Here is a 25,744-nt window from a genome sequence, read left to right as displayed (position 1 = left end):
GGACCGTTCGAATTTCAAAAACTCGGTACACCATTAAGTCAAAACATGCTTAACTGAATGGTGTTAGCCAATTGGCGGTTTTTTTATTTAAAACTAAGGGCTAAATTATAGATCGCCTTCGTTTTCAGATAAGAACTTAGCAACGCCTTCAGGGCTTGCGTCCATACCTTTTTTACCTTCAGTCCAACCAGCAGGACATACTTCACCGTGCTCAGTGTGGAACGCTAGTGCGTCAACCATGCGAAGCATTTCGTCGATGTTACGACCTAATGGTAAGTCATTCACTACTTGGTGACGTACGTTACCTTCTTCGTCGATTAAGAATGAACCACGAAATGCAACACCCGCTTCTGGATGCTCAACGTCATACGCTTTACAAATTTCGTGTTTAACGTCTGCAACTAGTGCGTATTGAACTTTACCAATACCGCCGTCTGCAACAGCCGTGTTACGCCATGCGTTATGTGAGAATTGTGAATCGATAGAAACACCAATTACTTCTACGCCACGCTTTTGAAACTCTTCAAAACGCTTATCAAAAGCAATAAGTTCAGAAGGACATACAAACGTGAAATCTAGCGGGTAAAAGAAGATAACTGCTTTTTTACCTTTAATTGTTTCATGAAGGTTATAGCTATCTACAATTTCACCATTACCAAGAACTGCTGCAGCGGTAAAGTCTGGTGCCTGGCGGCCTACTAATACACCCATTTTATTCTCCAAATATTTTGAGTTTGTTTTCAATTGCTTTCGCAATGCTGGTACTTATATGGGCGCTAAAAATTAAAAACCAATAGCGCGTACATATAATTAATTGGCATTCTAAAGTTATTCCCTGCAAAAGAACAATCGCATTTAACGATGTGAGCAATCGAAAATAACGAACACTCATAACTTTTACTAATACACGTGAATAATAAATCTATTCTCATGTATAAGTTGCGCTGTGATTAGAGGAAGTTTTTAATTAGATGGAAGAGAGTTTAATACATAGATTGTTTAAAATTTATATGCTGTGGTGCTTAATTTTTATAAACACAAAAAAACCTGCAAATGCAGGTTTCTCGTTTAGATTTAATCCATTATATCTGAGGGCATATCGCCACGGATTTTCTGCCAAATCTCACCTGTTTGATGACCGTATTTACGCATCATCGAAATAGCACCATCGTGCTCTTTATTCTCTGCTAAGATTGTTAAATCTTTATAAAACTGACGAGCAAGTTCACGAGTTCCGGCATCAGAGAAGTAATGACAACCAATCTTTGAATAAAAACCTCTAAAACCGTTGAGTATTAATACATAAATACGGTTATTACCCGCAACGGCTAATTCGTGATGAACTTTATAATCGTAGTCAGCAAATGCCTGCGCAGTGTCTTCTAGCTCATGACTTTGTGATAAAATTTCAATTACACGTTCAGGATTCAACTTAATTGCAGCACGTGTATAAATAGCACTAATATTAGTACGTGCAGATAAAAGCTGATCTGTCAGCTCTGGCATCTTGTCTTCATCTAAGCGCGCTAGTGTTTCAAGAATATTTAAGCCAGACGTTTCCCAAAAGTTATTTACTTTTGTTGGTTTACCATGCTGAATTGTTAACCAGCCATCACGTGCTAAACGCTGTAATACTTCTCTCAAGGTCGTTCTTGTTACACCAATTAACTCTGAAAGTTCTCGCTCGGCAGGTAGAATTGAACCTGGAGGGAAATCGCCGTTCCAAATAGATTCAACTATATATTCTTCAGCAAATCCTGCTGGGCTTTTCGCTTTAAAAATTCTCATCCAGTTCCCACTCGAATTAATCAACACTCATCGTTTTACACGAATAACTGACTGATTGTACCAGACGAAGCATAACTAACAAGTAAAGTCAGGTATATTAATAAGCAAATGAGTAGAAATTAAAGATTAATAAATAATAAAATTTAGGTTTCTCTAATATCGCTACAATGTATAAATATACAGAGCAATATTCATTGTAGGTACATTGTAATTATTGATATTTTTATTTACACCATACTTAACTGAATAAACTTAATACACATAAGTACATTAAAAAGGAACACCTATGCAACAGAGCGTTCTAACAGCAACTTTAAAGAATTGATCAGGCAATGCACCAAAGTTTATAACTAAGCTCATGTATCAATGGGAACTAAGTAGAGCATCATGTAACCTCTGCTGAGGCTGGATTGAGTGGTCAATAATTTCATCTTACAAAAAGCGACTTCGGTAGCTTTTTTTTCCTTTTTGTTGCCGCATACATTATCCTAGGTCATAATCTAACGTCTTATTTAAACGCGGAATTTTTATGAACTGGCTTGCGCAATTACCCACCCAACGTACCCCGTGGCTTTTATTTACAGCTATCGTTTTTTTACTTGAAGTGACCGCCCTTTTCTTTCAATACCAAATGGGATTGGCGCCTTGCATAATGTGCATATATCAACGTACCGCTGTACTGGGTTTATTAGGTGCAGGCATTGTAGGTTCGACTAAACCACAGAGCAAAGCAGTTCGTATATTAGCGTATGTAATTTGGGGTGTATCGAGTGTTTGGGGATACCTTATAGCTCGCGAGCATATTGATATGCAAACCACCACAGACCCTTTTGCATTTAGCTGTGAGTTTGAACCAAACTTCCCATCGTTTATGCCGTTACACGAATGGATACCTAGCTTTTTTCAGGCGACCGGGGATTGTGGAAATATAGATTGGCAGTTTATTGGTTTGAGCATGCCTGCTTGGATGGAAATTATATTTGCGCTATTCTCAATCACTTTGTTTGCTTTAGTGATTAGCCGCTTAATAACAAAAAAGTCGATTTAATATGTTTACCTTTTTTTCAAGCCAATTAGATGATCTTAAACACTTAAAAGTGCGCAAGCGCCAGGACGTAATAGCACTTTCGTTAAGTATGTTATCGCCAACTGATAAAGTGTTACTACGTATTATTAAATTAATATTACTAAGTCCACTATTTTTAATATTCACGGTATTTAAAGGTTGGATATTAATCCCGTTTTTGATACTTGGTGGGCTTTGCTATCCGCTATTAACAACACCTATTGAAATTAACTTTGCTAAAAAGCACTTAAGCGATGCATTAAAACAATTTAATCAGGGCGCATAGCGCCCTGATTATTACTTAATAGCTTTAAAGTGAAATTTTCCCCTCTAATTTAGCTAATAGTTTTTTACCAATTCCTTTAACTTGCGATAAATCACTGACGCTTTTAAATTCACCGTTTTCTTCACGATAATCCACAATTGCCTGCGCTTTTTTCTTACCTATACCCGGTAGCTTAGCAAGCATATCTGCATCAGCATTATTTATACTAATTGTCTCAACTTGAGGCATTTGCTTGGTTACTTCCGATAGTTGTGCATATACGGTAGTTGCAGGTAGTAAGCATAATAAGCTTATGATGAGTAAATTTTTTAACGTTTTCATTAAACTTGCCCTTATTCTTCTTTTCTTAATTTTGAGTATTGCTCAGGAAATCAATAAATAAGGAACTGTAAAGTTCATCACTTAAAGTGTACCTAAGCGCATTATCACTATGATCCGAAATCCTGAAAATGCAGCTGGTACAACAAAGTGATTGCTTAACTAAAGTAAAGTTACCGTTTTTTGTCAAATTTAAGACACCTAAAAATTAATACTTCACGCTTGCAAATTTACTTGCAAACCATTACTGTACATAAAAACAGTAATCTAATGGTTTTTACAAACCACGGTGCCAAGCAATTTTGCAGGAGAAATCATGGCTGTTGTTGTTAAATATGTTGTAGAACGAAACGGAGTCGAGCGTATGACGTTTACTACCAAAAAAGAAGCTGATGCTTATGACAAGATGCTCGATATAGCAGAATCACTTGAGCTAATGCTAGAAAAGGTAGACGTACCGCTTAGTGAGCAACAAATTGAATCACTTGCTTTAGAAATAGCGAAAAGCAAAGATGACTTTATGACTATATTAAAGGGCGGCAAAGATCCCGTTGTTGCCAAAGCGCCAACAAAAAGTAAAAAGTCAGATAATGTTGCATCAATTGAAGATAGCAACGATAAAAAAGCAAGTTAATTCGTAGATTGCCCTTTCCTCGGACGGGACAAACTAAATAAAAAAGGGAGCAACTAAGTTGCTCCCTTTTTTATTATATCAATTCACTTAATTAAGTGATCTATTTTAAGGATAAAAAAACGTGTTGATAGCTAGGCAAAAAATTCGATATTTAGTTGTTCTAAATGATAATTTTTAATGCCAGTAGCAACACATTAGCCCCGAAAAATAATTAAGTATTATTGCGGATTGGTATTAATTACTACTCATTCAAAAATGAGTAGTAATTGCTATTTAAAGCTCTTTTTCTACTTCATCAAATAAAGCGGTAATGTTTTGCTCTGGCTCTTTTGTAGCTAAGCTAACAACAACAATTGCGATACTAGATAAAATAAAGCCAGGTACTATTTCGTACATAAAGCTACTTAAGCTTTCACCATTAATAGTAAACGGACCATAAACCCAAACAAGCACTGTAAACGCACCTACTAACATACCCGATAACGCACCGGCAAAATTCATACGTTTCCAGTAAAGGCTGAACAGTACCAATGGACCGAAAGCAGCACCAAAGCCTGCCCATGCATTACTTACTAGGTCTAAAATAGAGCTATCTCTATCGTACGCTAAATAAATTGCAAACAGGGCAACAAATGCAACGCTAATTCGACCAACAGTAACTAATTCAAAGTCGCTAGCATCTTTACGTAAAAATGTTTTATATAAATCTTCAGTCAATGAACTTGAGCTTACTAGCAATTGCGATGAGATAGTACTCATGATAGCAGCCAAAATTGCAGCTAGTAAAAAGCCAGCAATAAGTGGGTGGAACAATAACTCAGAAAGAATTAGGAAAATCGTTTCAGGATCTTCAACTACAATATTATTTTCATAAGTATAAGCAGCACCAAATATACCAGTACCAACAGCACCAAGGGCAGCAACAATCATCCATGTCATACCAATACGGCGAGCTTTAGGCATATCTTTAACACTACGTACCGACATAAAGCGAACAATGATATGTGGTTGACCAAAATAACCTAAGCCCCACGCCATTGCAGAAATAATACCTAATGCAGAGCCTGCACCAATCCAGTTAAGCATATCTGGGTTTACGCTATGCAGAGTTGACTCTAGAGGTTGTTCTAGTAAAGAGTATGCTACGGTAGGCACTAGAATCAGTGCGATGAACATAATACAACCTTGCACAAAGTCAGTTAAGCTAACCGCTAAAAAACCACCAAACAAAGTATATAAAACTACAACACCCGTTGTAATGTATAAACCCACTTCATAACTTAGACCAAATGAGCTTTCAAATAGTTTTCCGCCAGCTACAACACCTGATGATGTATAAAGAGTAAAGAAGACTATAATCACAACTGCTGATACAACACGTAATAAGTTAGACTTATCATTGAAGCGATTTGAAAAGTAATCTGGGATTGTTATAGAGTCATTTGCTTTTTCAGTGTACACACGCAATCTTGGTGCAACTAACAGATAGTTTAACCAAGCACCAATCACCAAACCGATTGCTATCCATGTACTACTAAAACCAGTAACAAACATCGCACCAGGTAGGCCCATTAAAATCCAACCACTCATATCAGATGCACCTGCAGACAGTGCAGCAACACTTGGAGATAGATTTCGTCCACCTAGCATGTAACCTGATACATCGCCAGTAGATTGCTTATATGCATATAGTCCGATACCTAACATTACAATAAAATATAATGCTAGTGAAATAATCATTCCTGTTTCCAAATTAGCCTCCGCATAATTATTAATAATAGGCTTTATCCAAATAATGACTCTTAAAGTTTTATAGTTAAGACACTATTGGGGTAAAACCATTCTCGCTGACTATATCATGCTTAATAATAAAATCTCCAACTTGTTACTTCTAGCTGATGTAAAAATATTCATGTTGAGCATTTTAAAAGCGAATTGATGAAATATAATAAATTAAATGCAGAAACGCCTTCATTTTTAATGATAATTTATTAATCTAGCAAATATACGTAATGCTATTTTGAGTCTTTTGCCATATATTATTACAATAACTAATTACATTAATCTTACGGAACTATTTATGTATTTTTACGCTGCACGCCAACCAATTTTAGACAGAGATAAAAAACTCATCGGATATGAGCTTTTATTTCGCGATGGCGTTGATAACGTATTCCCCGATATAGATGGTGACGAAGCAACTACACGACTTATTGAGGGTAGCCAGTTTAACTTTGGCTTAGAAGATTTAACCGACAATAAACCCGCTTACATAAACTTTACCCTAGAAACGCTATTAAAGGGTTACCCTACACTACTGGGTAAAGATACTATAGTTGTAGAAATACTTGAAACAGTGCAGCCTGGTAAACGCTTATTAGCCATTGTTAAAGATTTAAAAGATAAAGGTTACACTATCGCTCTTGATGACTATATTCATCAACCTGTATGGCGTCATTTTTACCCATTTATTGATATTATTAAAATAGACTTTTTAGCATCCGATATAGATACAATAAAAACAGTTCTTAAAGACTTAAAACCACACTCGCATATTAAGTTGCTTGCCGAAAAAGTAGAAACCTACGAAATTTACCAACAAGCTTTAGAGCTAGGTTTTGATTATTTCCAAGGATTTTTCTTCTCAAAACCTGAAATGGTGCAAAGTAAGGCTCTACCACCTTCAGAAATGGCGTTAGCCGAATTACTTTACGAAACATCAAGCGTTGATATGGATCTTAAAAAGATCACCAATGTGTTCGAGCGTGATGTAAACCTATCTTATAAATTACTTAGGTATTCAAATTCAGCAGCGTTTGCTAGGCGTGCTGAAATAAGCACTATTAAGCAAGCACTTATAGTACTTGGTGCTAACGAAATTAAAAAGTTACTATCACTACTATTTGCAGCCCAAGTCTCAGCAGATAAACCTGTAGAGCTTATTAGGCTATCACTTACGCGCGCTCGATTTGGTGAATTACTCGCTATATCTCATGGTCAATTTAAAGACACCGGTATGGCGTTTTTAACAGGTATGATGTCACTAATGGATGCCATTTTAGATGAGAGCATGGAAAGCGTAATGAAAAAGCTGCCACTTTCTAATGATATAAAAGCAGCATTATTAAACGATGAAGGCTTGCTAGCAAAGTATTTGAGCTTAGTTAAATACTACGAACAAGCAAACTGGTCCGCTGCAAACGAAATCACTAAAGAGTTAAATCTAGGTGAAAAAGTACCTGATGCCTATCATGAAGCACTGGCTTGGGTTAATGAACAAATGCAATTAATAGTTAACGAAAAGTGAAACATAAATGGTAAATAAAAACGCCAGCATTAAGCTGGCGTTTTTGTGAGTGTAATTAGATTATAAACTTTCTAAAAAGTCTTCATCAAAATCAGCTGGCTCTTCTTTAATTGGAGGATTGCCATCGTACAGCTCATAAATTTGACGCTGAAAGTAAATATCTTTTACAAATAAGTACGGATCAAGTGAATCATTTAATAATCCTTCTTGCGGGATTAATGACGCACGCGCTTCAACAGCCTTTAAAACAAACACTAAAATAGTTTGTGGAGTCGTTAGCGCAACTTCAGGTAATACAAAATTGTCGACTACGTCACCTGTTAGATTACGTGCTGTTGTTGGACCCATGCCTGGAAGCATTAAATAAGCACCATCACCCACTCCCCATACACCTAACGTTTGTCCAAAGTCTTCGTCGACAATTTCAAGACCAAGTGAGCTTGCAACATCAAAGATACCAAACAGACCGACAGTAGAGTTAACTAAGAAACGCGCGAGGCTCACACTTGCGTTACCCGGTTTACCTTGTAGACCCGCATTAATCATATCGACAGGTGCTGTAATATTACCCGTAAAATTCACAATACCGTTTCTTACTGGTACAGGCGTTACTTCAACATAACCTACAGCAACTGGACGCAATAAATAAGCATCCAATACATCCATATTAAAGTCGTATAACGGACGATTAATACTTTGCAGCGGATCCCTGTCATCTACTTTGCTTTGTGGTACTTGAGCACACCCGGCTAGTATCAATAAACATAAAAAAGTAAAACTGTGTTTTAACATCTAACGTCCTTAAGGTATTAATGTATCAATTTGAAGTTGGTAGTCACTTACACTTTCACGCTTTAACGACTGTGAATGCCCTTCTAGCTCACCAGAACTTGGCATAACCGAATCATCTATAGAAATACGCGCCGAAATAATAATATTTTCTGCACTAGATAAGTTAAGCCCTGCAACCATCGCACTACTATCACTTAGCTCAATAGTAATTGGAAATGAATATTTAGCGAGTTTAACAGCAGCTAGCGGCATTGGCGAACCCGTTGCTGCTTTTGCAAATATAAACAAAATGCCGTCTTTTGGTTGTTTATCAATAAGCTCTTTTGCAATATCTACGGTAACCGCAATCGTGCTGTTGTTACTGATAGTAGCAGGTATAACAGAGCCTTCACTTTGCATTTTCTGTTCTATATCACTAATACGCTCAGAGATCATGCTATATCGAGAATCATTTTTTTCCATACTCGCTAATAAAACCTCAAAAGCGGCTTTGGCTTGCGGCCAATCTTTACGCTCATACGCTATCAGCGCGAGTAACGAAATAGCATCTAAATTTGTAGGCTCAACTTTTAGTACTTTTGAAAGCATACCTGCCGCACGGGTCATATTAGCTTCACTGCCTTCAAGTAATAAAACCTGGCTGTAACTAATAAGTACCTGCATATTATCAGGGTTCATACGCAATGCTTTATCAAATGACTGCTGCGCCATATCAAACTCGTTCAGTGACATAGCAACTCGACCAAGTAGCATCCAAGCAACTTCGTCATCGCCAGAGCGGCTAAGCTTAGTACGAAGCGCCAATGCAAAAGCCTGCAGCTCATTTTGGCTAAGTGGTTCGCCTGTTTGCATTACAGCGCGCTCGCCGTAATCAGCTAAATTATCCATTGCATCATGCCAAGCTGATATTTGTTGCTGGCTACCCGTTAGACCATAAAAAACACCGGTGAGTGCCAGAACAAACGCGCCACCCGTTAAAGCAAAAATACGATTATTACCTTTGCTGTTTAGTGATTTCTCTGGTGATAGCTCGTTCAATAAACGGCGTTTTAATTCAACGATTGATTCTGCATGATTTACGCTATCAATACGTTGATTATCTAAATCAGTTTGCAAATCAACTAAACGCTGCTCATATATGCTAATTAGCTCAGCATTGGCATTATGAGTAATTGTTTGTACACGCTCTTTTTTTAAAAAAGGTAACATCACAAACCCAAGAGCAATCAGTGTGAGTAAAACAAAACACGCCCACATTAAAATCATTTAACTTTGCTCCTGACGTTTATTTTGTTCAATTAGCTTAGCTAACAGCATTTCGTCGTCGCTGCTCCACGTTTGTTTTACTGATGCTTTTCGCTGACGAATAACAATAAAACCAAAGCCGACTATGACAATTAATACAGGTAATACCCACAGTACTAAAGTCGCTGGTGTAACCGGTGGATCGTAATGAACAAAATAGCCAAAGCGGTCGATCATGTAATCAATCACTTCGTCTTTGCTCTTACCTTCTTTAACTAACACGAGTACTTTATCGCGCAGGTCTTTGGCAACAACAGCATCTGAATCTGCAATGTTTTGATTTTGACATTTAGGGCAACGTAGCTCTTTAGTCAGCTCTTCAAACAATATTGCTTGTTTATTACTATCAAATTGATAGCGATCTTGCTCTGCAAACGCACCCATGCTTGCAAAAAGGCTAAGAGTAAGTAATAACCACTTCATTATTTAAGCTCCTGCATTATTGGCGCAAATTTAGCGCGCCATACTCGCGGGTTTATATCACCCGTGTGATGCAACAAAATAGTGCCGTTTTTATCGACTAAAAATGTTTCAGGGGCACCCGACACACCTAAGTCCAATGACAAAGTACGGTGTAAATCTAGAATGTTAAATTGGTATGGGTCGCCAGCACGTTGCAGCATATCGCTCACTTCTGTGCGAAGTGATTGCATATTAAAAGGGCCATCAAAGTCAGCATCGTAGCCTTGTACGTAATAAAGCCCAATAATTTTAACGCCTTGCTCACGTAACTTAGTTAAGTAGCCAAGCTCAACTAAACATGTTGGGCACCAAGTGCCCCATACATTTAGTAAGTAAACCTCACCTTTTAACGACTCGTTAGTCCACGGCTTATTGTCTTGCATTAAATCGGGGAGATTAAATGATGGCATTTCTTGGCCTAATCGTCCCGTTTGAATTTCACGAGGATTAGCAAACAGTCCTTGGTATAAAAATACACATACGAAAGCAAACACTAAAAGCGGCGCAATAGCTAAAATTTTACGGTTCATAAAACACTCTCCGATGCAGCCTTACGAGCTGTTTTAGCTGATGTACGATAGCGTTTATCAAATAAAATCATAAATCCAGCAAGCGAAATAAGCACACCACCAATCCACATCCAACGAACAAACGGTTTATGATAAATTCTAAGTGACCACGCACCTTGGCTTAACTGCTCACCTAATGCTAAGTATAAATCACGTGTAAAACCGGCGTCTATTGCCGCTTCAGTCATAAACTGCATACCAATGTCGTACTTACGTTTTTCGGCGTGTAAGCGTGTTACGAGCTCATTATTTTTAAGCACAGATACAACACCCGCATGGCCGCTGTAGTTTGGTCCGCGAATCGTTTTAACACCATCAAAACGGTATTCATATTCGTTAAGTTGAACGGTATCGCCTTGCTTCATCGATACGTCACGCTCTACTGAATAAGCAGATGTAAGTGTTACACCTGCAATAACAAACGAAATACCAATATGTCCAAGTACCATTGCCCAGTAGCTTACACCTAAACGTTTTAAGCCTTCTTTTAAGGTACCGTGCACAGCCGCTTTGGTGTAAATATCAATAACTGTTGATATCGCAACCCAAACTGCAAGCGTGGTGGCTAGTAGCGTAAGTGGTTTTACTAAATCGTAACTTGAGAACAACCAAGCACAGGTAATCACTACACTGGCTAATACGCCCATTAATATTTTGTTTTGTAAAAAGGCCCATTTATTTTGCTTCCAGCGTAAAAATGGTCCTATTCCCATCAAAATAGCAAACGGGACTAAAATTATTGCAAACATCTTATTAAAAAACGGTTCACCAATAGAAATACTGCCCAAGCCCATTTCTTTATGAACCATAGGTAATAACGTACCCAGCAATACAATTAATGTAGCAACCACTAAAAATATATTATTGAGCCATAATGCCACTTCGCGTGATACAAGTTTGTATCGGCCTTCGCTGTGTACTTGCGATACACGCAGTGCATATAACGCTAAGCCACCACCTACAACTATGCCTAAAAAGGCGAGTATAAATAAACCACGATCAGGGTCTGTAGCAAAAGCATGCACCGATACAATAATACCTGAACGCACAATAAAGGTGCCTAACAAGCTTAATGAAAATGCTGCGATAGCAAGTAATACGGTCCATGATTTAAATACACCGCGTTTTTCGGTTACGCTTAACGAGTGCAGTAATGCGGTTGTAACAAGCCATGGCATTAATGATGCGTTTTCGACTGGATCCCAAAACCACCAGCCACCCCAGCCAAGTTCTGAGTATGCCCACCAGCTACCAATTGTAATACCTAGTGTTAAAAAGCCCCACGCAGTCATTGTCCACGGGCGAGACCATTTAGCCCATGTGTTATCAAGCTTGCCAGTTAATAGCGCAGCAATAGCAAAAGAAAAAGCAACCGATAGCCCTACATAACCCATGTAAAGTAATGGCGGGTGAATAATCATGCCCGGATCTTGAAGTAACGGATTTAAATCACGCCCTTCAACAGGGAAATAAGGAAGTAGGCGCTCAAACGGGCTTGAAAGTAGTAAGGTGTACATCATAAAACCTACACCTAAAAAACCAAGTACGCCCAATACACGAGCACGTAGCACCCAAGGCAATGATTTAGAACGCGCAGCGACAACTGCAGTCCAACCAGCTTGCATTACTAGCCACAGTAAAATAGCACCTTCATGGCCGCCCCATGTAGAGGTGATTTTATAATACCAAGGCAGTGTACTACTTGAATGATATGCCACATACGATACGGTAAAATCATCCGTTACACTGGCGTAAATAAGTGCTGCAAAAGAGATTAAAACAAAAGCGAATTGCCCAATTGCTAAAGAGGGAGCTGCACGCATTAATCGAAGATTACCGGTATGCGCGCCCCAAAGAGGAAAAATACACAGTAAAACGCTTAGCACCATGGCAAGCGTTAATGAAAAATAACCAATTTCTGGGATCATAGCTAATTACCACTATCTAAGTTGTATTTTGGTTTTTCGTGCTTAATACCTTTAACTGCCTCAGCAACTTCTGCTGGCATATATTCTTCGTCATGCTTTGCAAGCACTTCAAATGCTTCTATCACATTAGGTTCGATTAATACGCCCTGCGCTACAATGCCTTGCCCCTCACGAAATAAATCAGGCAATATACCTTGATAGCGCACGGTCACTAATGGACCTGTATCAATTAGCTTAAAGCTTACTTGCAAACTCTCTTCATTACGTTCAACCGTGCCTGGTACAACCATGCCACCAATACGTAGCTTTTGCCCAATGAATGGTTTTTCTTTATTAGGGCCTTTACCATCGATAAGCTCGCTTGGCGTATAAAAAAGATTTATGTTTTCTTGGAGTGCATAAAGCACTAAACCAATTGATCCACCAATACCAAACAATACGGCAATAATTACCAATAGGCGCTTTTTACGTCTAGGATTCATGATACTTGTTCCTGTTTAGCTTTTTTAATTCGCGCTTCACGTATTATTTGTTGCTCTACTGAAGCCATAATACGTTTAGTATCTCTTAAAGAGTTCACTAAAATACCGAGTAAAATAAGTGCGCACGTACCAAAAGAAAGCCATACATAAAACCCGTAGCCTCCCATTGCAATAAAATCAGAAAAAGAGTCAAACTGCATAATTACCCCTTATTTAACAACAAACGCACCCACGGTCGGTGCTTTTCGCGTTGTAAAATTTCATTTTTAAGACGAATTAAAGTCACTGTCCCTACAAAAGCAGCAAAAGCTAAAATATTAACCATAAGTGGCCAAAACATACTTGGGTCAATTGCTTTGGTGTCTAGCTTTGTAATGCTTGCGCCTTGGTGTAGCGTATTCCACCACTCAACTGAGTAATGAATAATAGGTAAGTTAATTACGCCCACAATCGCTAAAATAGAAGCCGCACGCCCTGCTGACTTTTTATCTTCAAACGCATGGTAAAGCGAAAGTACGCCAAGATATAAAAATAATAAAATAAGCTCAGAGGTTAAACGTGCATCCCACACCCACCAAGCACCCCACATAGGTTTACCCCATGCAGCGCCAGTAATAAGTGCGATAGCTGTAATACATGCACCAACAGGCGCAATTGCAATAACGGCGAGTTCAGCATTTCGCAGCTGCCATACAAGTGCAACAATGGCGGCAATTGCCATTGAGGAGTAAGCACCCATAGATAAAATAGCAGAAGGAACATGAATAAAAATGATACGGTAGCTGTCTTTTTGTTGGTAATCGGCAGGTGCAAAACCAAGACCCCATACCCATCCAACAATCATACTAACTACGGTAACTACGGCAAAATAAGGCAGTAACGTATTGCATAACTGGTATGCACGCTCTGCTTTAGCATAGGGATGTAACCATTTCCACATTAACTTACACTCACTTTTAAAGCTGACGATATGGCAATTGGTGCGCTAATAATAGCAATAAGTAACATTGCACCAAGGATGGCAAGCTGCCCGCTATAATCCAGTGACATAGTACTGGTATCGATAGCTGACGTTGCAAAAATCAAAACAGGAATATACAAAGGCAGTACGAGTAAACTCATCAAAATACCCCCTTTTTGTAATCCCACAGTAAGCCCAGCGCCAATTGCGCCAATAAAGCTCAATAGTGGTGTGCCTAATAATAATGTTAACACGGTTGCTGTTAGCGCCGTACTTTCTAGGTTTAATAACAACGCAAATAGTGGCGTCATTAATACAAGCGGTAACCCTGTTACTACCCAATGAGCAGCCACTTTAGCAAGTACCGTTAACGACAACGGATAAGACGATGCAATTAATTGTTCTAATGAGCCATCATTAAAGTCATCTCTAAAGAGCTTATCTAAGCCCAGCATGGTAGAAAGTAATGCGGCAACCCAAATAATCCCCGGCGCCATTCTCGCCAATAGACCGGGCTCAGGCCCTATCGCTAACGGAAATAATGAAATTACAATTAAGAAGAACAAAATAGGATTTACAATTTCGGCACGCTGGCGAAACGCAAGCTTTACATCTTTGCTAAATACCGCACTAAATAACAACCAATAAGAGTGTTGACGAGTCATTAGTGGCGATACTCCAATGTAACTGTTTGCAAGTTACTAAAGTGGGTAGTTAAGTCTTGGTGGGTCGTTAATAAAATAGCGCCACCACTTTGTAAGTGTTCGGTAAATCGCTGCTGTAAAAAGGCAACACCGCTTTTATCAAGCGCGGTAAATGGCTCATCAAGTACCCATAGCTTTGCATCACTTAGCCAAAGCCTTACTAAAGCAACACGTCGTTGTTGCCCCGCAGATAACATTCTAACGGGTACATCTTCAAGTCCAACAAGGCCAAGTTGCGCTAAAATAGGGTATAAGTCTGGCTCGTATATATAGCCATTAATTTGTAACCAGTGGCGAACATTTTCAACTGCACTGAGCTGGGTGTTTACACCTGTTTTATGGCCTATAAAAAGCAGTTCTCTGGCATACTCTTCATAGTACTTAGATATAGGCTGTTCTTGAAATAAAACAGCCCCTTCGTCAGGCACAGAGAAGCCTGCGATAATACGCAATAGCGATGTTTTACCAGCCCCATTAGGACCCGCTAATTGCATGATTTGACCGCTATTAAGGCTAAAATTAAGATCCGCAAACAAACAACGATCTTGCTTGATGCAGGTGACGGACTTAATGTGTAACAAGATGAGATTCTCTCTGCCAAAAATTAGGCGTTAGTCTACCATAATGATAGGGTAATACGAATATTGCTTTAAAATCGATTCACTTAAAATAGAGAAAACTTGATTTAAAATAATGAATACGCCAACGCAAATAACATTATCTAATTCATTGGTTATCAATCAATCGACCAATAGCCAAACCAATGAGTTACCACAGTTACCTAATGAGGTACTTGCGGCTAAAAACATTCAATTTTCGAAGGACTCGATTACGCTTGATGTATTTATAGATAAGCATTGGCAAACATTAAGACTTGGCACTACAAGCGCACCGCAAAATTTACAAAAAATAGCCAGTGCTAACATACAGCTCAGTCCCGATGGCAAACAGCTCAACATCACGCCAAGCAGTACAACCCTTACTTTAAATCAACCAGTGCAATTACAGCGTTTATTAAATTATGTAAGCACAGGCACTGAGGTACAAAGCCAACCCATGGATGTACAAGTGGTTATATCGCCTACTCCTAAGTTAGTTATTGATAAACTCAACTCGAGTATTGCAATAAATAAAGAGGTAGCCCAGTTACTTATAACCGAGCAGCCTTTAAAAGTAGTTGTTAGTACTACTAACAAAGGCGCACAGCTTAATGTTATTAATCGCTTTGCAGATACAATTCACTCGCAACCACTTAGCCAAACTAAGCTTACTAATTTACTCGCGGCCTTATTGCCTAGTGCGCAACTGCAAGCTACACCTAAGCTAGCAATTTTGACTCATCCTCAAAAGTCAGGTTCGTTTACAACGCCTATTACTAATCAACAACTTGCCGAGCTACCTAACACTCCTATTAAAGTAAATTTAGTGAACCAGGCAGATAAATTATTTATTAAAACCGATACAAACAATATAAAAGTAACGCTTAACAACTCATTTTCTAAACCATTTAACGAGTTACTTTTAGCGCAAAAAAGCAGTGTCCCTGAAATACCTTTTTCTGCGTCCACTATTAAAGTAAGCCCACTGCTTACACCTGATAGCCCAATAAAGTCGTGGCTACAAAATAGCTTTAGTGATTTAAAAACGCGAATTAATGATGCAGTTAAATATTTTGAAAGTAAGCCCTTTGCAGCAGCAAATAAATCTGAATTAACAGCGTCATCAATACCCTCTGCTCTACAAAAAGTGCCTTTAGATATACAACTGAGCGAATCACCGAAAAATAGAGTTAATATTATCCAAGGTGCAAGTACCCAGCTAACAAGTAACATTTTGCCAGAGCACTTTTCAAGACTCCCGCCGCTTATGCAGTTAACTCAACTTATGAAAGGAAGTGTTAGCATTTGGCAGTCACCACAAAATACAATAATAACATCAGCTAAAGCGCCGATATCAAGTAATATTAATCAAAGTAAAGTCACTAGCCCTTTGCTTAATGATTTAAAAGCAAACCAATTTAGTCCTCTGAATATTAGTACCAACAGTAAAGTTGATACGTTAATTAAGCCTACAAGTGAAATTGTTACTAAAGGGCAAATAACCTCTTCAGTGCAACCAGTAATAAACGGCAACAATCAAAACAGTGCAAACTCAGCCACGATTAAAAACATTCTCCCATTAGCAGAGCCGTTATCTAATATTGCCTCTCGTAGTCAAATGCTACAACCAATAGAAGCAAAGCTATTAAGCACATTATTAAAGCTTCCTGATACCCCAATCCCTATGAATATAGGGACTGGTAGCAAACCACTTTTAAGTAGTCAAATTACTGACATTACAAATAAAGCGACAAAAGAAACGCCCGATTTAACTCGCTTAATTAACCAAGCATTTAATCGCATGGTCTCAAGTAATAATATTAACCCTGCGACCATACAGCGTGAAGTATTAGCCACCTTACAACCATCTCAATTAACGGGCGATATGCTGCAAAGTAGCTTTACTAAAGGGCTTGAACAAGTTGCTGTGAGTATTTTAGCAGCCCCTATTATCAGCCAATCGGTAACACCAATAAGCTTTAATAACCAAACTGGTTTAGATGCACTTTTAAAAGTACTCATACCTACCTTTAAAACGGGTAACAGCGGGGCAAAAATACTAGAGCAACTTCAGCAAACTCAAGTGCAAGCTTTAGCCAGCGAAATTGTAAACGTTAAAAACACACTTAACCAAGTGAGTGTTTCAACACAAAACCAACAACCAGACACAAACCCACTTGCACAATTTTTATTACCAATGAAATTACCGCCAGACGCCGCCCAAACAGAAATAACGCTGGGGCAATATAAAAAGCCAAGCGCGGATAAATTAGATGATAAAAATGTATGGTTTGTAAGACTGAACTTTGATTATGCACAAATTGGGCAACTACAAATTACCGCTGAGCTAATGGATAAAGCACTTGATTGCCAGCTATTAGCCTCAAGCCAAGAAGTAAGCGCTATTGCTCACCCTCACTTAGATAATTTAAGATCTAAACTAGCGAAGCATGGCTTACAGGTTGGAGAGCTTAACTTAAAGCGAGGCGATGCAAGTAATCAGGCATTTTATAAATCTCATGCAATCATTAATATTAAGGTTTAGTTATGAGTGATACACCCATTAATAAATCAGCCATTGGGCTTTTATACGAAGCTGGCAACACCCCCACTGTAAGTGTAAAAGGGTTTGGTGAGTTAGCTGATGAAATAATTGCAGCGGCAAAATTAAAAGGAATTATGATCCACGAAGATGCCGCGCTTGCTAAAACGTTGTCGCATTTAAGCTTAGGAGAAGAAATCCCTAAAGAGCTTTATTATGTCATTGCAGAGCTTATTGCGTTTTCGTATGTATTAAGAGGTCAATTTCCACCAGGTTGGCAGGATTTTCAAGGTAAGTTAAATATTAAAGCGTGAGATTATTTATACGTTTATAAACAAAAAGGCGCTAAGCGCCTTTTTGTTTATGTAATGAAAATAGTAATTCGGCTTCTGCTCTAGGTAATTCACATTCGCGTATTACTTCATCTAGGTCCGCACCTAATTCAACCATTTTTACAGCACGAGAGTAAATTTTGGCATCAGGATCATCGTACTTTTGCGCTGCTTGTTGTTGCATTAAATCTTGATTTTGTTGCTCAACCTCAAGCACGCGCTTACCAATACTTAAGAGCCCTGTTCTAAGCTCTGATATTTCACTGCGCAAAATATGAGTTTGTTCTGAACTATCTTTAAGCTGCTGCAATACAGCATTAATTTCATTCGCTTGTTTATTTTTTAATGCAATTATTAGCGCAAGCGATATAAGTCCTACCGCTAACGCTGATATAGCTATACTAAGTAACAGCATAATTTATTTGGTAAAGCTTATATATCGCTTAACTCATCCCATTCGTCATCACTGAGTAATTTATTTAAATCAACCAAAATCAGTAATTCGTTATCGCGGTTACAAACACCTTGAATAAACTTAGCACTTTCTTCAGTACCAACATTTGGTGCACTGTCGATTTCAGAGCTGCGTAAATAAACCACTTCAGATACGCTATCAGCTAAAATACCAATAACTTGCTCTTCTGCTTCAATAATTAAGATACGAGAGTTGTCAGTTGCATCCGCAGGTAGCAAACCAAAACGTGAACGTGTATCAATAACCGTTACAACGTTACCACGTAAGTTAATAATACCAATCACATAAGAAGGTGCACCTGGTACAGGGGCTATTTCTGTGTAACGCAGTATTTCTTGAACTTGCATTACATTTACGCCGTAAGTCTCTTCTTCTAGCTTAAACGTAACCCACTGTAAAATTTCATCATTATTATCTGCGTTTTTATTTGCTGACAGTAATTTATCTTGATTCATGCTATTACCCCCTAATGGTCATTATTACTGACGGCTATCTAAGCCTTTCTCTAATAATATATTTAAATTATCTACGTCTATTAAAGCACACATTTTTTCTTTTATAACACCAGCAAGCCATGGGCGCTTACTTTTATTTGTACGCCATTTTACATCTTCTTTACGCAATGTAATATTATTTATCAACTTTTCAGCCAATAAACCCCACTGGCTATCGCCTAAGGTAATTAAATATTGATAATTTAAAGACGCTTCTAATTTATCATCATACTTTTCTGGCATTACCCAACGCGCAGTATCAACAACATTAAGCTTTTCTTCTCTGTTGAGCATAACGCCCTTAAACCACTTTGGCTTACCAAACAAATGATTTACTTCACCTAATTGATGAATACCGCCGAGTGCTTTTAATGGCACCGCAAGAGTTAAACCTGCTACTTCAAAAAATAATGCCTGAAACTCACCATCAAAATAGTCAGATTGACTATTGGCCTCAATCTCTGGCTCTGGTTTTTCTATTGTAGTAGTTACAGGATTTGTAACTTCATCATCTGCGGCTTTATTAACTTCTTCAGCCTCAAACGTTGGTTCAACTATTGGCTCAATTTCAGCATTGAGTAAGTCTTTATCAAATATTTTTTCTGCTGCTTTTATCTGTTCTTTAGGTTTTAAATGAATGCGCTCTTGCTGTGAATCGTCTGGAATTTTCTCAAGTAATTTTGCAACTGGCTCAAGGTCATCTACAGGCTCGTCTTCACATAACAAAGCCCCTAAGTATTGTTTCATTACTTTTTCATTAGCAAACAATTGCTTACTCATTCATTAACCTTGTTCAATTAAATATTCTAGTAGTGCTTTATATGCGTACACACCACGCGAGCGAGGACAATACTCTACAGGCACTTTTTGTGCAAAGCTTGCATCTCTAAATTTGGTATCCACCGGTATTACACCAGGCCAAACTTTATCACCGTATGTATTTTGCAGCGTTTTATATGCTTCTAACGATGCTTTAGTTCGTTTGTCGTACATAGTAGGAATTATAGTATATTGATAATCTTTCGCTTGAGAGGTTTGCATTAATTCCATGGTACGCATCATTCTATCAAGGCCTTTAAGTGCTAAAAATTCCGTTTGCACTGGTACTAAAATCCGCTCGCTTGCTGCAAGCGCATTCACCATCAACACTCCTAAAACCGGAGGGCAATCTAAAATGGCATAATCATAATGTTCGCTTATTTTTGCAAGCGCTTTTTTTAGTATTAACCCCATGCCTGTTTTATTACCCATACTTCTGTCAAGCGTGGCTATCGCCATTGTTGCGGGTAAAATATCTAGATTATCAAGTGTTGATGGGCATAAAGCTTGAAGTATTTCTTCACTTTGCATGCTTGTTCCACGTGCAAAAATATCGTACACACTGACTTCTAAATCTTCTGAGTCAATGCCAAAGTAATAAGTGAGTGATGCATGGGGGTCTGTATCTATAAGCAACACACGCTTACCTTGCAAGGCCAAAATACCAGCAAGGCTCACTGCGGTCGTTGTTTTACCAACTCCCCCCTTTTGATTAGCGACAGTCCAAATCTTCACATTACATCCTAATTACTGTTCATTGCGCGTTGTTATGCGAATACCACCATGAGGCAAACGAATTATTTTTATTGTATCGTCATCTGAAGGTAATTCAATTTCAGGCTCGGCCACTAAAGGTTCATCAGATTGCTCATGACTTTCAATATCTTTTTTTGGCGGTAGCCCATACTTAGAAAGTGCGATAACAACTTTACGATTCTCTGCTCGCCCTTGCTCTGTGTCGTTACTTGCAAAAGGTGAGTATTGGCCATAACCTTCTATCGCCATTCTGGCAGAATTAATACCTAATGCTTCAAGTTCTACCAAAATAGACGTGGCTCTAGCTACAGAGAGCTCCCAATTTGAGCGAAATATTTCATTACGAATACTCTCATCATCAGTATAGCCACGAACTCTTACATAGTTATCTACTGGAGCAATAATATCTTTAACAATTTTGACGACTTGCTTTGCCCTAGAATGTGCCACTGAGCTACCACTTGAAAATAGCATGCCTGAGCTTAGCTCTATAATCAGCCAATCTTGGTTAAGCTCTAAACTAGCTTCTCCATCGCGAATTTCATCAATAAGCGCTGACTGTAATTTAGTTAGTAAGCTGTCGAGAGGCTTTCCTAGATATTTTTGTTGTATGTTACTTGTATCACTTTGACCGTCGAGTAGCTCTGGGCCTTGTTCTTCTTTTAAAACACTTTCGCCGTAAAGAACTTCTTGTTCAGGTGTCACTCTATCGGTCAATATCCCATTACCATTGACGCCTTCACCCTGACCAGAGTGCTGGCGGGCTGATTTATCAAAAACATGTTCGAGGGAGTCTGACAATATTTGAAATTGCTCTTCTTTGTTAATCGCTATTGCATACAGCACTACAAAAAAGGCAAACATAATGGTCATGTAATCGGCATACGATACAAGCCAACGTTCTGTATGTTGGCTTTTAGGAGCAGAATGACGAAGTCGTCGGCGTAACATATTATTCGCCCACTAGATTAGGACGCTCTACGCGGTAGGCTTCAAGCTTTAATTCTATATTTACTGGGCTTTCGCCAACGCTTATTGCGATAATCCCTTCAGCAAACATTTCATGGTAAAGCATTTTTTGCTCTACACGCTGCTTTAACTTATTTGCCATAGGTAAAAACAATAAATTAGCTAAGCCAACACCATAAATGGTCGCAATAAATGCCGTTGCAACGCCCGCACCAAGCATTTGCGGGTCAGTAATAAACGACATTGCCTGTATTAAACCAAGCACTGCGCCTAAAATCCCAATGGTAGGACTGTAGCCTCCCATTGCTTCATAAACACGCGCAGCTTCAAGTAAACGATCGCGTTCTAGCAGTAAATCAATTTCTAGTGTGTCATGCAGTTTTTGCTCTGAGCAGCCATCTACAAGTAAGCTTAAACCCTTTGCAGCATACGCATCTGGGTGAGCCAGCGCTTCATTTTCAAGCGCTAAATAACCTTCTTGACGCGCTTTATGAGACCATCGTTTAACTTGCTCTATTGCGTCTTCAATATCGTATTGTGGCGCAACAAAAACCCACGAGCTCATATTTAACATTTTTTTAAAGGTACTTGCTGATGTTTGCAACATAACAGCGCCAAGCGTGCCGCCTAATACAATAATAAGTGCAGGGCCATTAAATAAAGCAGAAACAACGCCGCCTTCTAAAGAATACCCTAAACTTATTGCGCCTAGTGCTACAAATAGTCCAAATACTGAGAGTTTATCCACAGCCCACCTCTCTCTTTATGCGCGCCGCAACATCACTCAGTGCTAAGCTTTCACTCGAAAGCCCAGCATTAGCAATGGCTTGAGGCATTCCATAAACAACACAGCTTTTCTCATCTTGCGCCCAAATAGTAGCACCCGTTTGTTTTAACATTCTGGCACCGTCACGTCCATCAGCGCCCATTCCTGTTAAAACAATAGCTAGTACATCACCTTGATACGTTTTGGCTGCGCTTGCAAAAGTAACATCTACGCTCGGTTTATAGCTTATTCTCTCGCTATGATCTTCAAATACGCGCAGAGTTCTATTTGCTCCACGCCCTTCTACCATCATTTGCTGTCCACCAGGCGCTAAATAAGCAGTTCCAGACTGTAAGCGGTCACCTTGCTGTGCTTCTTTAACTTTTATTTGGCACAGACCATTTAAGCGCGCTGCGAATGCAGGTGTAAATGCAGCTGGCATATGCTGAATAAGTAAAATCGGGTGAGGAAAATTAGCTGGCAATTGAGTCAGTATAGTTTGCAGTGCAACAGGCCCGCCTGTAGAAGTACCAATAGCAACAAGCTGGTATTGCTTTCCACTTGCTCGCATTGAGGCAACATTTGAACCTGACGATGTTGCAGGGGTTGCTTTTTGAAAGCTTCTATCAGGCTGTTTTATGGAAGGCGTTAATGTGCTTGTTCTTTGCGAAAGTGAACTTGTTGTTGGTTTAGTTGGAATTACTGACTTAGGCGGTGTTGGAACTCTAAATGTTCGCGGTAAACGTCTCCGCCCTATGTCTTTCACTTTACTTTGTAAAAGCTTTATTGCGTCTTCGTTATTGCGTGCAATGTCTTCAAACTTTTTCGGTAAAAAATCCATTGCTCCTGCATCTAGCGCATCAAATGTTGCAGTTGCGCCATCACGCGTAAGTGATGAAAACATCAAAATAGGCGTTGGATTACTCGCCATAATCTCTTTAACTGCGCTAATACCGTCGAGCACAGGCATTTCGACATCCATAGTAATCATATCAGGACGTAGTTGAGCTGCTTTTTCAACAGCCTCTCTGCCATTCACAGCAAAGCCTATAACTTGTATGTCGCTATCTTGCTCAAGAATTTCGCTTACCCTGCGGCGAAAAAAGCTTGAATCATCAACAACTAAAACTTTAACGGCCATTTAGCTCTCTTATTAAATTTATGCGTAGGTATATATTAAATATATACCTACTTTATTATCAGCCTGCGTAATGTTTTAACATGTTTGGAACGTCTAAAATCAGTGCAATGCCACCATCCGAAGTAATTGTAGCACCTGCCATACCTGGCGTGCCTTGTAGTAATGCATCAAGTGGTTTAATTACAACTTCTTCTTGACCAATTAGCGAGTCAACAACAAAACCTATTTGCTGCGTACCAATTTGGACAATGACTACGTGGCCTTTTGCTTTTCGCTGAGAACGATCTGAGCCCTTTACTAACCAGTGCTCAAGGTAAAATAACGGTATTGCCTTTTTACGCACAATAATTGTTAATTGCCCATCAACTACATTTGTCTTAGTTAAATCTAAGTTGAATATTTCACTCACACCGGCAAGTGGTAACGCAAATGTTTGTGAGCCAACAATCACCATTAAGGTCGGTAATATAGCTAAGGTAAGTGGTACTTTTATTTCTAAAATAGTACCTACGCCTAACTCAGATTGAATACTTACTGAACCGTTTAATTGGGTGATTTTAGTTTTCACCACGTCCATTCCTACACCACGACCTGAAATATCAGATATCTCTTCTTTTGTAGAAAAGCCGGGTGCAAAAATCAAGTTATACGCTTCGGTGTCAGAAAGTCGACTCGCTTGGTCGTGATCGAGCACGCCTTTACTAATTGCTATTTTTTTCAGCTTTTCAGCATCCATACCTGCGCCATCATCTTTAATGGTTAGCAAAATATGATCGCCTTCTTGAGACGCTGATAAAGTAACATTACCTGTTCTAGACTTACCTGCGGCCTCACGAACAGCGGGCATTTCAATACCATGGTCAACTGAGTTTCGAACTAAATGCACAAGCGGATCGGCAAGTGCTTCCACCAAGTTTTTATCTAAATCGGTTTCTTCACCTACAAGCTTTAAGTCAATGTCTTTGTTTAAACTGCGCGCTAAATCGCGAACAACTCGAGGGAATCGACCAAATACTTTCTTGATTGGCTGCATTCGGGTTTGCATTACTGCACCTTGAATATCAGCAGTAACCACATCTAAGTTAGAGATAGCCTTGCCCATCGCTTCACTGTCTGAATTAGTTGCTAAACTAACCAAGCGGTTTCGCACAAGTACTAACTCACCAACCATATTCATAATTTGGTCAAGTCGTTTTGTATCTACACGAACGGTAGTTTCTGCTGCTGGCGGCGCTGATTTTTTTGCCGCTGCGGGTGCTGCTTTAACAACAGGCTTTTCTACCGGTTTAGAAACAGGTGCTTTCGCAGGCACTGGTTTTTTTACAGGCACACTAGCTTTAGCGGCTGGTGTTGCAGGAATATTGGGCTGATTCACAGCTGACGTGCTTTCTATTGATTTAGGTGCAGTGCCTTTGCCATGAAGTTCATCAAGGAGTGCTTCAAACTCGTCATCACTAATTTCATCATCTGATGAATTAACCGTGTTTGAGACTGGTTTTGCTGGTTCTACAGGCGCTTTACTTACAACATCACCAAAACTGCCGACTCCATGTAACTCATCTAATAAGCTATCAAATTCATCATCCGTAATGTCACCATTAAAGTCATTGCTGCTTGCTACTGGCTTCTCAATTACAGGACCTTGTCCTTTACCGTGTAGTTCATCCAGTAAGTTTTCAAATTCGTCTTCAGTTATTTCATCAATTTCAGCATCGCTAACCGAAGGCGTTCCGCTAAATAGTTCATCAAATGCAAACGGATCTTCGTCATCAACTATGGGCGTATCAACTACTTCGTTTTGAGGTTGTTCAACTTCATTGTTCGAAGATACACCGTTAAGCTCATCTTCTGTTGGAGGTAGACCTAAAATGTGAAGGGTATGAAGTAATTCAGGATCTGCAGGTTCTGGCTTATCCCTATTTTGGATAGTCGCGAACATTTCATTAATGGTGTCGAGCGCTTGTAAAATAACATCCATTAACTCTGAATTGACCGTCCGCACGCCTTGACGTAATAAATCAAATACGTTTTCAGCACCATGACAAGCATCAACAAGTTCTGTCATAGCTAAAAAGCCTGCGCCACCTTTTACAGTGTGAAAGCCTCTAAATATAGCGTTTAGTAACTCTGTATCTTCTGGATTATTTTCCAGTTCAACCAACTGTTCAGATAAAAGCTCTAGGATTTCTCCTGCCTCTACGAGAAAGTCTTGTAAAATATCTTCATCGACTTCAAACATGCAGTTACTC

General features: G+C 39.0%; 28 protein-coding genes. 6 read left to right on the top strand and 22 right to left on the bottom strand.

Annotated elements, in window-relative coordinates:
* Positions 1–105: 105 nt before the first annotated feature.
* The gene (locus tag GQR55_RS13560; RefSeq protein WP_166421016.1) at positions 106–711 is read right to left on the bottom strand and encodes a peroxiredoxin C; all 606 of its coding nucleotides are present in this window, start codon (positions 709–711) and stop codon (positions 106–108) included.
* 363 nt (positions 712–1,074) lie between these two features.
* Positions 1,075–1,788, bottom strand: coding sequence for a fatty acid metabolism transcriptional regulator FadR (fadR, locus tag GQR55_RS13555; protein WP_004335692.1), 714 nt, complete (start codon positions 1,786–1,788; stop codon positions 1,075–1,077).
* Positions 1,789–2,317: 529 nt separating this feature from the next.
* Here fadR and dsbB point away from each other — a divergent pair.
* Positions 2,318–2,836: a disulfide bond formation protein DsbB gene (gene dsbB, locus GQR55_RS13550; protein WP_165728713.1), complete on the top strand. Its 519-nt coding sequence runs from the start codon at positions 2,318–2,320 to the stop codon at positions 2,834–2,836.
* Between the two features lies 1 nt (position 2,837).
* Positions 2,838–3,140, top strand: a complete 303-nt coding sequence (locus GQR55_RS13545; protein ID WP_165728712.1) for a DUF6170 family protein — start codon at positions 2,838–2,840, stop codon at positions 3,138–3,140.
* Positions 3,141–3,164: 24 nt separating this feature from the next.
* Here the strand turns inward: GQR55_RS13545 and GQR55_RS13540 are convergent, their stop codons facing one another.
* Positions 3,165–3,461, bottom strand: a complete 297-nt coding sequence (locus GQR55_RS13540; protein WP_165728711.1) for a helix-hairpin-helix domain-containing protein — start codon at positions 3,459–3,461, stop codon at positions 3,165–3,167.
* 313 nt (positions 3,462–3,774) lie between these two features.
* On the opposite strand from GQR55_RS13540, the gene GQR55_RS13535 reads away from it, so the two are divergent.
* Positions 3,775–4,092: a YebG family protein gene (locus tag GQR55_RS13535; RefSeq protein WP_165742291.1), complete on the top strand. Its 318-nt coding sequence runs from the start codon at positions 3,775–3,777 to the stop codon at positions 4,090–4,092.
* 273 nt (positions 4,093–4,365) lie between these two features.
* On the opposite strand, the gene putP is transcribed toward GQR55_RS13535, so the two are convergent.
* Positions 4,366–5,844 (bottom strand): sodium/proline symporter PutP, encoded by a 1,479-nt coding sequence (gene putP, locus GQR55_RS13530; RefSeq protein ID WP_166421015.1) that lies wholly within the window; start codon positions 5,842–5,844, stop codon positions 4,366–4,368.
* Positions 5,845–6,172: 328 nt separating this feature from the next.
* Between putP and GQR55_RS13525 the strand changes: the two genes are divergently transcribed.
* On the top strand, positions 6,173–7,399 hold the full coding sequence (locus GQR55_RS13525) for an HDOD domain-containing protein (protein ID WP_166421014.1): 1,227 nt from the start codon (positions 6,173–6,175) through the stop codon (positions 7,397–7,399).
* Positions 7,400–7,459: 60 nt separating this feature from the next.
* Here GQR55_RS13525 and GQR55_RS13520 read toward each other — a convergent pair whose 3' ends face one another.
* Genes GQR55_RS13520 through ccmA form a run of 10 tightly spaced genes read right to left on the bottom strand, consistent with a single transcriptional unit; the run spans position 7,460 to position 15,183 of the window.
* Positions 7,460–8,191 carry a VacJ family lipoprotein gene (locus GQR55_RS13520; RefSeq protein WP_002959276.1) on the bottom strand — a complete coding sequence of 244 codons (732 nt, stop codon included), beginning with the start codon at positions 8,189–8,191 and terminating at the stop codon, positions 7,460–7,462.
* Positions 8,192–8,200: 9 nt separating this feature from the next.
* Positions 8,201–9,457 (bottom strand): c-type cytochrome biogenesis protein CcmI, encoded by a 1,257-nt coding sequence (gene ccmI / locus GQR55_RS13515; protein ID WP_166421013.1) that lies wholly within the window; start codon positions 9,455–9,457, stop codon positions 8,201–8,203.
* Entirely contained in the window at positions 9,458–9,919 is a 462-nt protein-coding gene (locus tag GQR55_RS13510; RefSeq protein ID WP_166421012.1) for a cytochrome c-type biogenesis protein, read from the bottom strand.
* On the bottom strand, positions 9,919–10,488 hold the full coding sequence (locus tag GQR55_RS13505) for a redoxin family protein (protein WP_166421011.1): 570 nt from the start codon (positions 10,486–10,488) through the stop codon (positions 9,919–9,921). The genes GQR55_RS13510 and GQR55_RS13505 overlap by 1 nt, the downstream gene beginning before the upstream one ends.
* Positions 10,485–12,455: a heme lyase CcmF/NrfE family subunit gene (locus tag GQR55_RS13500; protein WP_166421010.1), complete on the bottom strand. Its 1,971-nt coding sequence runs from the start codon at positions 12,453–12,455 to the stop codon at positions 10,485–10,487. The genes GQR55_RS13505 and GQR55_RS13500 overlap by 4 nt, the downstream gene beginning before the upstream one ends.
* A 2-nt stretch (positions 12,456–12,457) precedes the next feature.
* The gene (ccmE, locus tag GQR55_RS13495) at positions 12,458–12,937 is read right to left on the bottom strand and encodes a cytochrome c maturation protein CcmE (protein WP_166421009.1); all 480 of its coding nucleotides are present in this window, start codon (positions 12,935–12,937) and stop codon (positions 12,458–12,460) included.
* A complete protein-coding gene (gene ccmD / locus GQR55_RS13490; RefSeq protein ID WP_149614289.1) occupies positions 12,934–13,137 on the bottom strand; it encodes a heme exporter protein CcmD in 204 nt (67 codons plus the stop codon). Before ccmD ends, ccmE begins: the two co-directional genes overlap by 4 nt.
* A gap of 2 nt (positions 13,138–13,139) precedes the next feature.
* Positions 13,140–13,877, bottom strand: coding sequence for a heme ABC transporter permease (locus tag GQR55_RS13485; protein WP_024610533.1), 738 nt, complete (start codon positions 13,875–13,877; stop codon positions 13,140–13,142).
* The gene (gene ccmB / locus GQR55_RS13480) at positions 13,877–14,563 is read right to left on the bottom strand and encodes a heme exporter protein CcmB (RefSeq protein WP_166421008.1); all 687 of its coding nucleotides are present in this window, start codon (positions 14,561–14,563) and stop codon (positions 13,877–13,879) included. Before ccmB ends, GQR55_RS13485 begins: the two co-directional genes overlap by 1 nt.
* Positions 14,563–15,183 carry a cytochrome c biogenesis heme-transporting ATPase CcmA gene (gene ccmA, locus GQR55_RS13475; RefSeq protein ID WP_166421007.1) on the bottom strand — a complete coding sequence of 207 codons (621 nt, stop codon included), beginning with the start codon at positions 15,181–15,183 and terminating at the stop codon, positions 14,563–14,565. Before ccmA ends, ccmB begins: the two co-directional genes overlap by 1 nt.
* A 112-nt stretch (positions 15,184–15,295) precedes the next feature.
* On the opposite strand from ccmA, the gene GQR55_RS13470 reads away from it, so the two are divergent.
* Both GQR55_RS13470 and GQR55_RS13465 read left to right on the top strand, forming a co-directional pair.
* Positions 15,296–17,746 (top strand): flagellar hook-length control protein FliK, encoded by a 2,451-nt coding sequence (locus GQR55_RS13470; protein ID WP_166421006.1) that lies wholly within the window; start codon positions 15,296–15,298, stop codon positions 17,744–17,746.
* Positions 17,747–17,748: 2 nt separating this feature from the next.
* Complete coding sequence (locus GQR55_RS13465) at positions 17,749–18,057, top strand: EscU/YscU/HrcU family type III secretion system export apparatus switch protein (protein ID WP_024589934.1); 309 nt, start codon at positions 17,749–17,751, stop codon at positions 18,055–18,057.
* A 31-nt stretch (positions 18,058–18,088) separates the two neighbouring features.
* Here GQR55_RS13465 and GQR55_RS13460 read toward each other — a convergent pair whose 3' ends face one another.
* Genes GQR55_RS13460 through GQR55_RS13425 form a run of 8 tightly spaced genes read right to left on the bottom strand, consistent with a single transcriptional unit; the run spans position 18,089 to position 25,734 of the window.
* Entirely contained in the window at positions 18,089–18,490 is a 402-nt protein-coding gene (locus tag GQR55_RS13460) for a DUF2802 domain-containing protein (RefSeq protein WP_166421005.1), read from the bottom strand.
* Positions 18,491–18,507: 17 nt separating this feature from the next.
* Positions 18,508–19,005 (bottom strand): chemotaxis protein CheW, encoded by a 498-nt coding sequence (locus GQR55_RS13455; protein WP_166421004.1) that lies wholly within the window; start codon positions 19,003–19,005, stop codon positions 18,508–18,510.
* A gap of 24 nt (positions 19,006–19,029) precedes the next feature.
* A complete protein-coding gene (locus GQR55_RS13450; RefSeq protein ID WP_166421003.1) occupies positions 19,030–19,824 on the bottom strand; it encodes a chemotaxis protein CheW in 795 nt (264 codons plus the stop codon).
* A 3-nt stretch (positions 19,825–19,827) separates the two neighbouring features.
* The gene (locus tag GQR55_RS13445; RefSeq protein ID WP_166421002.1) at positions 19,828–20,598 is read right to left on the bottom strand and encodes a ParA family protein; all 771 of its coding nucleotides are present in this window, start codon (positions 20,596–20,598) and stop codon (positions 19,828–19,830) included.
* Positions 20,599–20,610: 12 nt separating this feature from the next.
* Positions 20,611–21,570 carry a flagellar motor protein MotB gene (locus GQR55_RS13440; RefSeq protein ID WP_166421001.1) on the bottom strand — a complete coding sequence of 320 codons (960 nt, stop codon included), beginning with the start codon at positions 21,568–21,570 and terminating at the stop codon, positions 20,611–20,613.
* 1 nt (position 21,571) lies between these two features.
* The gene (locus GQR55_RS13435; RefSeq protein ID WP_166421000.1) at positions 21,572–22,336 is read right to left on the bottom strand and encodes a flagellar motor protein; all 765 of its coding nucleotides are present in this window, start codon (positions 22,334–22,336) and stop codon (positions 21,572–21,574) included.
* Positions 22,329–23,495, bottom strand: a complete 1,167-nt coding sequence (locus GQR55_RS13430) for a chemotaxis response regulator protein-glutamate methylesterase (protein WP_166420999.1) — start codon at positions 23,493–23,495, stop codon at positions 22,329–22,331. Before GQR55_RS13430 ends, GQR55_RS13435 begins: the two co-directional genes overlap by 8 nt.
* 58 nt (positions 23,496–23,553) lie before the next feature.
* The gene (locus tag GQR55_RS13425; RefSeq protein ID WP_166420998.1) at positions 23,554–25,734 is read right to left on the bottom strand and encodes a chemotaxis protein CheA; all 2,181 of its coding nucleotides are present in this window, start codon (positions 25,732–25,734) and stop codon (positions 23,554–23,556) included.
* Positions 25,735–25,744 lie beyond the last annotated feature (10 nt).

The sequence above is a fragment of the Pseudoalteromonas sp. Z1A8 genome, assembly GCF_011378855.1.
In the GTDB taxonomy this organism is placed as follows: Bacteria; Pseudomonadota; Gammaproteobacteria; order Enterobacterales; family Alteromonadaceae; genus Pseudoalteromonas.
The sequence above is the reverse complement of the archived record's forward strand: the minus strand, read 5'-3'. Positions and strand labels throughout refer to the sequence as shown.

Bases quoted from the DNA above. Each gene is read 5' to 3' on its own strand.
- GQR55_RS13560 (WP_166421016.1), bottom strand. From the start codon at position 711: ATGGGTGTATTAGTAGGCCGCCAGGCACCAGACTTTACCGCTGCAGCA.
- fadR (WP_004335692.1), bottom strand. From the start codon at position 1,788: ATGAGAATTTTTAAAGCGAAAAGCCCAGCAGGATTTGCTGAAGAATAT.
- dsbB (WP_165728713.1), top strand. From the start codon at position 2,318: ATGAACTGGCTTGCGCAATTACCCACCCAACGTACCCCGTGGCTTTTA.
- GQR55_RS13545 (WP_165728712.1), top strand. From the start codon at position 2,838: ATGTTTACCTTTTTTTCAAGCCAATTAGATGATCTTAAACACTTAAAA.
- GQR55_RS13540 (WP_165728711.1), bottom strand. From the start codon at position 3,461: ATGAAAACGTTAAAAAATTTACTCATCATAAGCTTATTATGCTTACTA.
- GQR55_RS13535 (WP_165742291.1), top strand. From the start codon at position 3,775: ATGGCTGTTGTTGTTAAATATGTTGTAGAACGAAACGGAGTCGAGCGT.
- GQR55_RS13525 (WP_166421014.1), top strand. From the start codon at position 6,173: ATGTATTTTTACGCTGCACGCCAACCAATTTTAGACAGAGATAAAAAA.
- GQR55_RS13520 (WP_002959276.1), bottom strand. From the start codon at position 8,191: ATGTTAAAACACAGTTTTACTTTTTTATGTTTATTGATACTAGCCGGG.
- ccmI (WP_166421013.1), bottom strand. From the start codon at position 9,457: ATGATTTTAATGTGGGCGTGTTTTGTTTTACTCACACTGATTGCTCTT.
- GQR55_RS13510 (WP_166421012.1), bottom strand. From the start codon at position 9,919: ATGAAGTGGTTATTACTTACTCTTAGCCTTTTTGCAAGCATGGGTGCG.
- GQR55_RS13505 (WP_166421011.1), bottom strand. From the start codon at position 10,488: ATGAACCGTAAAATTTTAGCTATTGCGCCGCTTTTAGTGTTTGCTTTC.
- GQR55_RS13500 (WP_166421010.1), bottom strand. From the start codon at position 12,455: ATGATCCCAGAAATTGGTTATTTTTCATTAACGCTTGCCATGGTGCTA.
- ccmE (WP_166421009.1), bottom strand. From the start codon at position 12,937: ATGAATCCTAGACGTAAAAAGCGCCTATTGGTAATTATTGCCGTATTG.
- ccmD (WP_149614289.1), bottom strand. From the start codon at position 13,137: ATGCAGTTTGACTCTTTTTCTGATTTTATTGCAATGGGAGGCTACGGG.
- GQR55_RS13485 (WP_024610533.1), bottom strand. From the start codon at position 13,877: ATGTGGAAATGGTTACATCCCTATGCTAAAGCAGAGCGTGCATACCAG.
- ccmB (WP_166421008.1), bottom strand. From the start codon at position 14,563: ATGACTCGTCAACACTCTTATTGGTTGTTATTTAGTGCGGTATTTAGC.
- GQR55_RS13470 (WP_166421006.1), top strand. From the start codon at position 15,296: ATGAATACGCCAACGCAAATAACATTATCTAATTCATTGGTTATCAAT.
- GQR55_RS13465 (WP_024589934.1), top strand. From the start codon at position 17,749: ATGAGTGATACACCCATTAATAAATCAGCCATTGGGCTTTTATACGAA.
- GQR55_RS13460 (WP_166421005.1), bottom strand. From the start codon at position 18,490: ATGCTGTTACTTAGTATAGCTATATCAGCGTTAGCGGTAGGACTTATA.
- GQR55_RS13455 (WP_166421004.1), bottom strand. From the start codon at position 19,005: ATGAATCAAGATAAATTACTGTCAGCAAATAAAAACGCAGATAATAAT.
- GQR55_RS13450 (WP_166421003.1), bottom strand. From the start codon at position 19,824: ATGAGTAAGCAATTGTTTGCTAATGAAAAAGTAATGAAACAATACTTA.
- GQR55_RS13440 (WP_166421001.1), bottom strand. From the start codon at position 21,570: ATGTTACGCCGACGACTTCGTCATTCTGCTCCTAAAAGCCAACATACA.
- GQR55_RS13430 (WP_166420999.1), bottom strand. From the start codon at position 23,495: ATGGCCGTTAAAGTTTTAGTTGTTGATGATTCAAGCTTTTTTCGCCGC.
- GQR55_RS13425 (WP_166420998.1), bottom strand. From the start codon at position 25,734: ATGTTTGAAGTCGATGAAGATATTTTACAAGACTTTCTCGTAGAGGCA.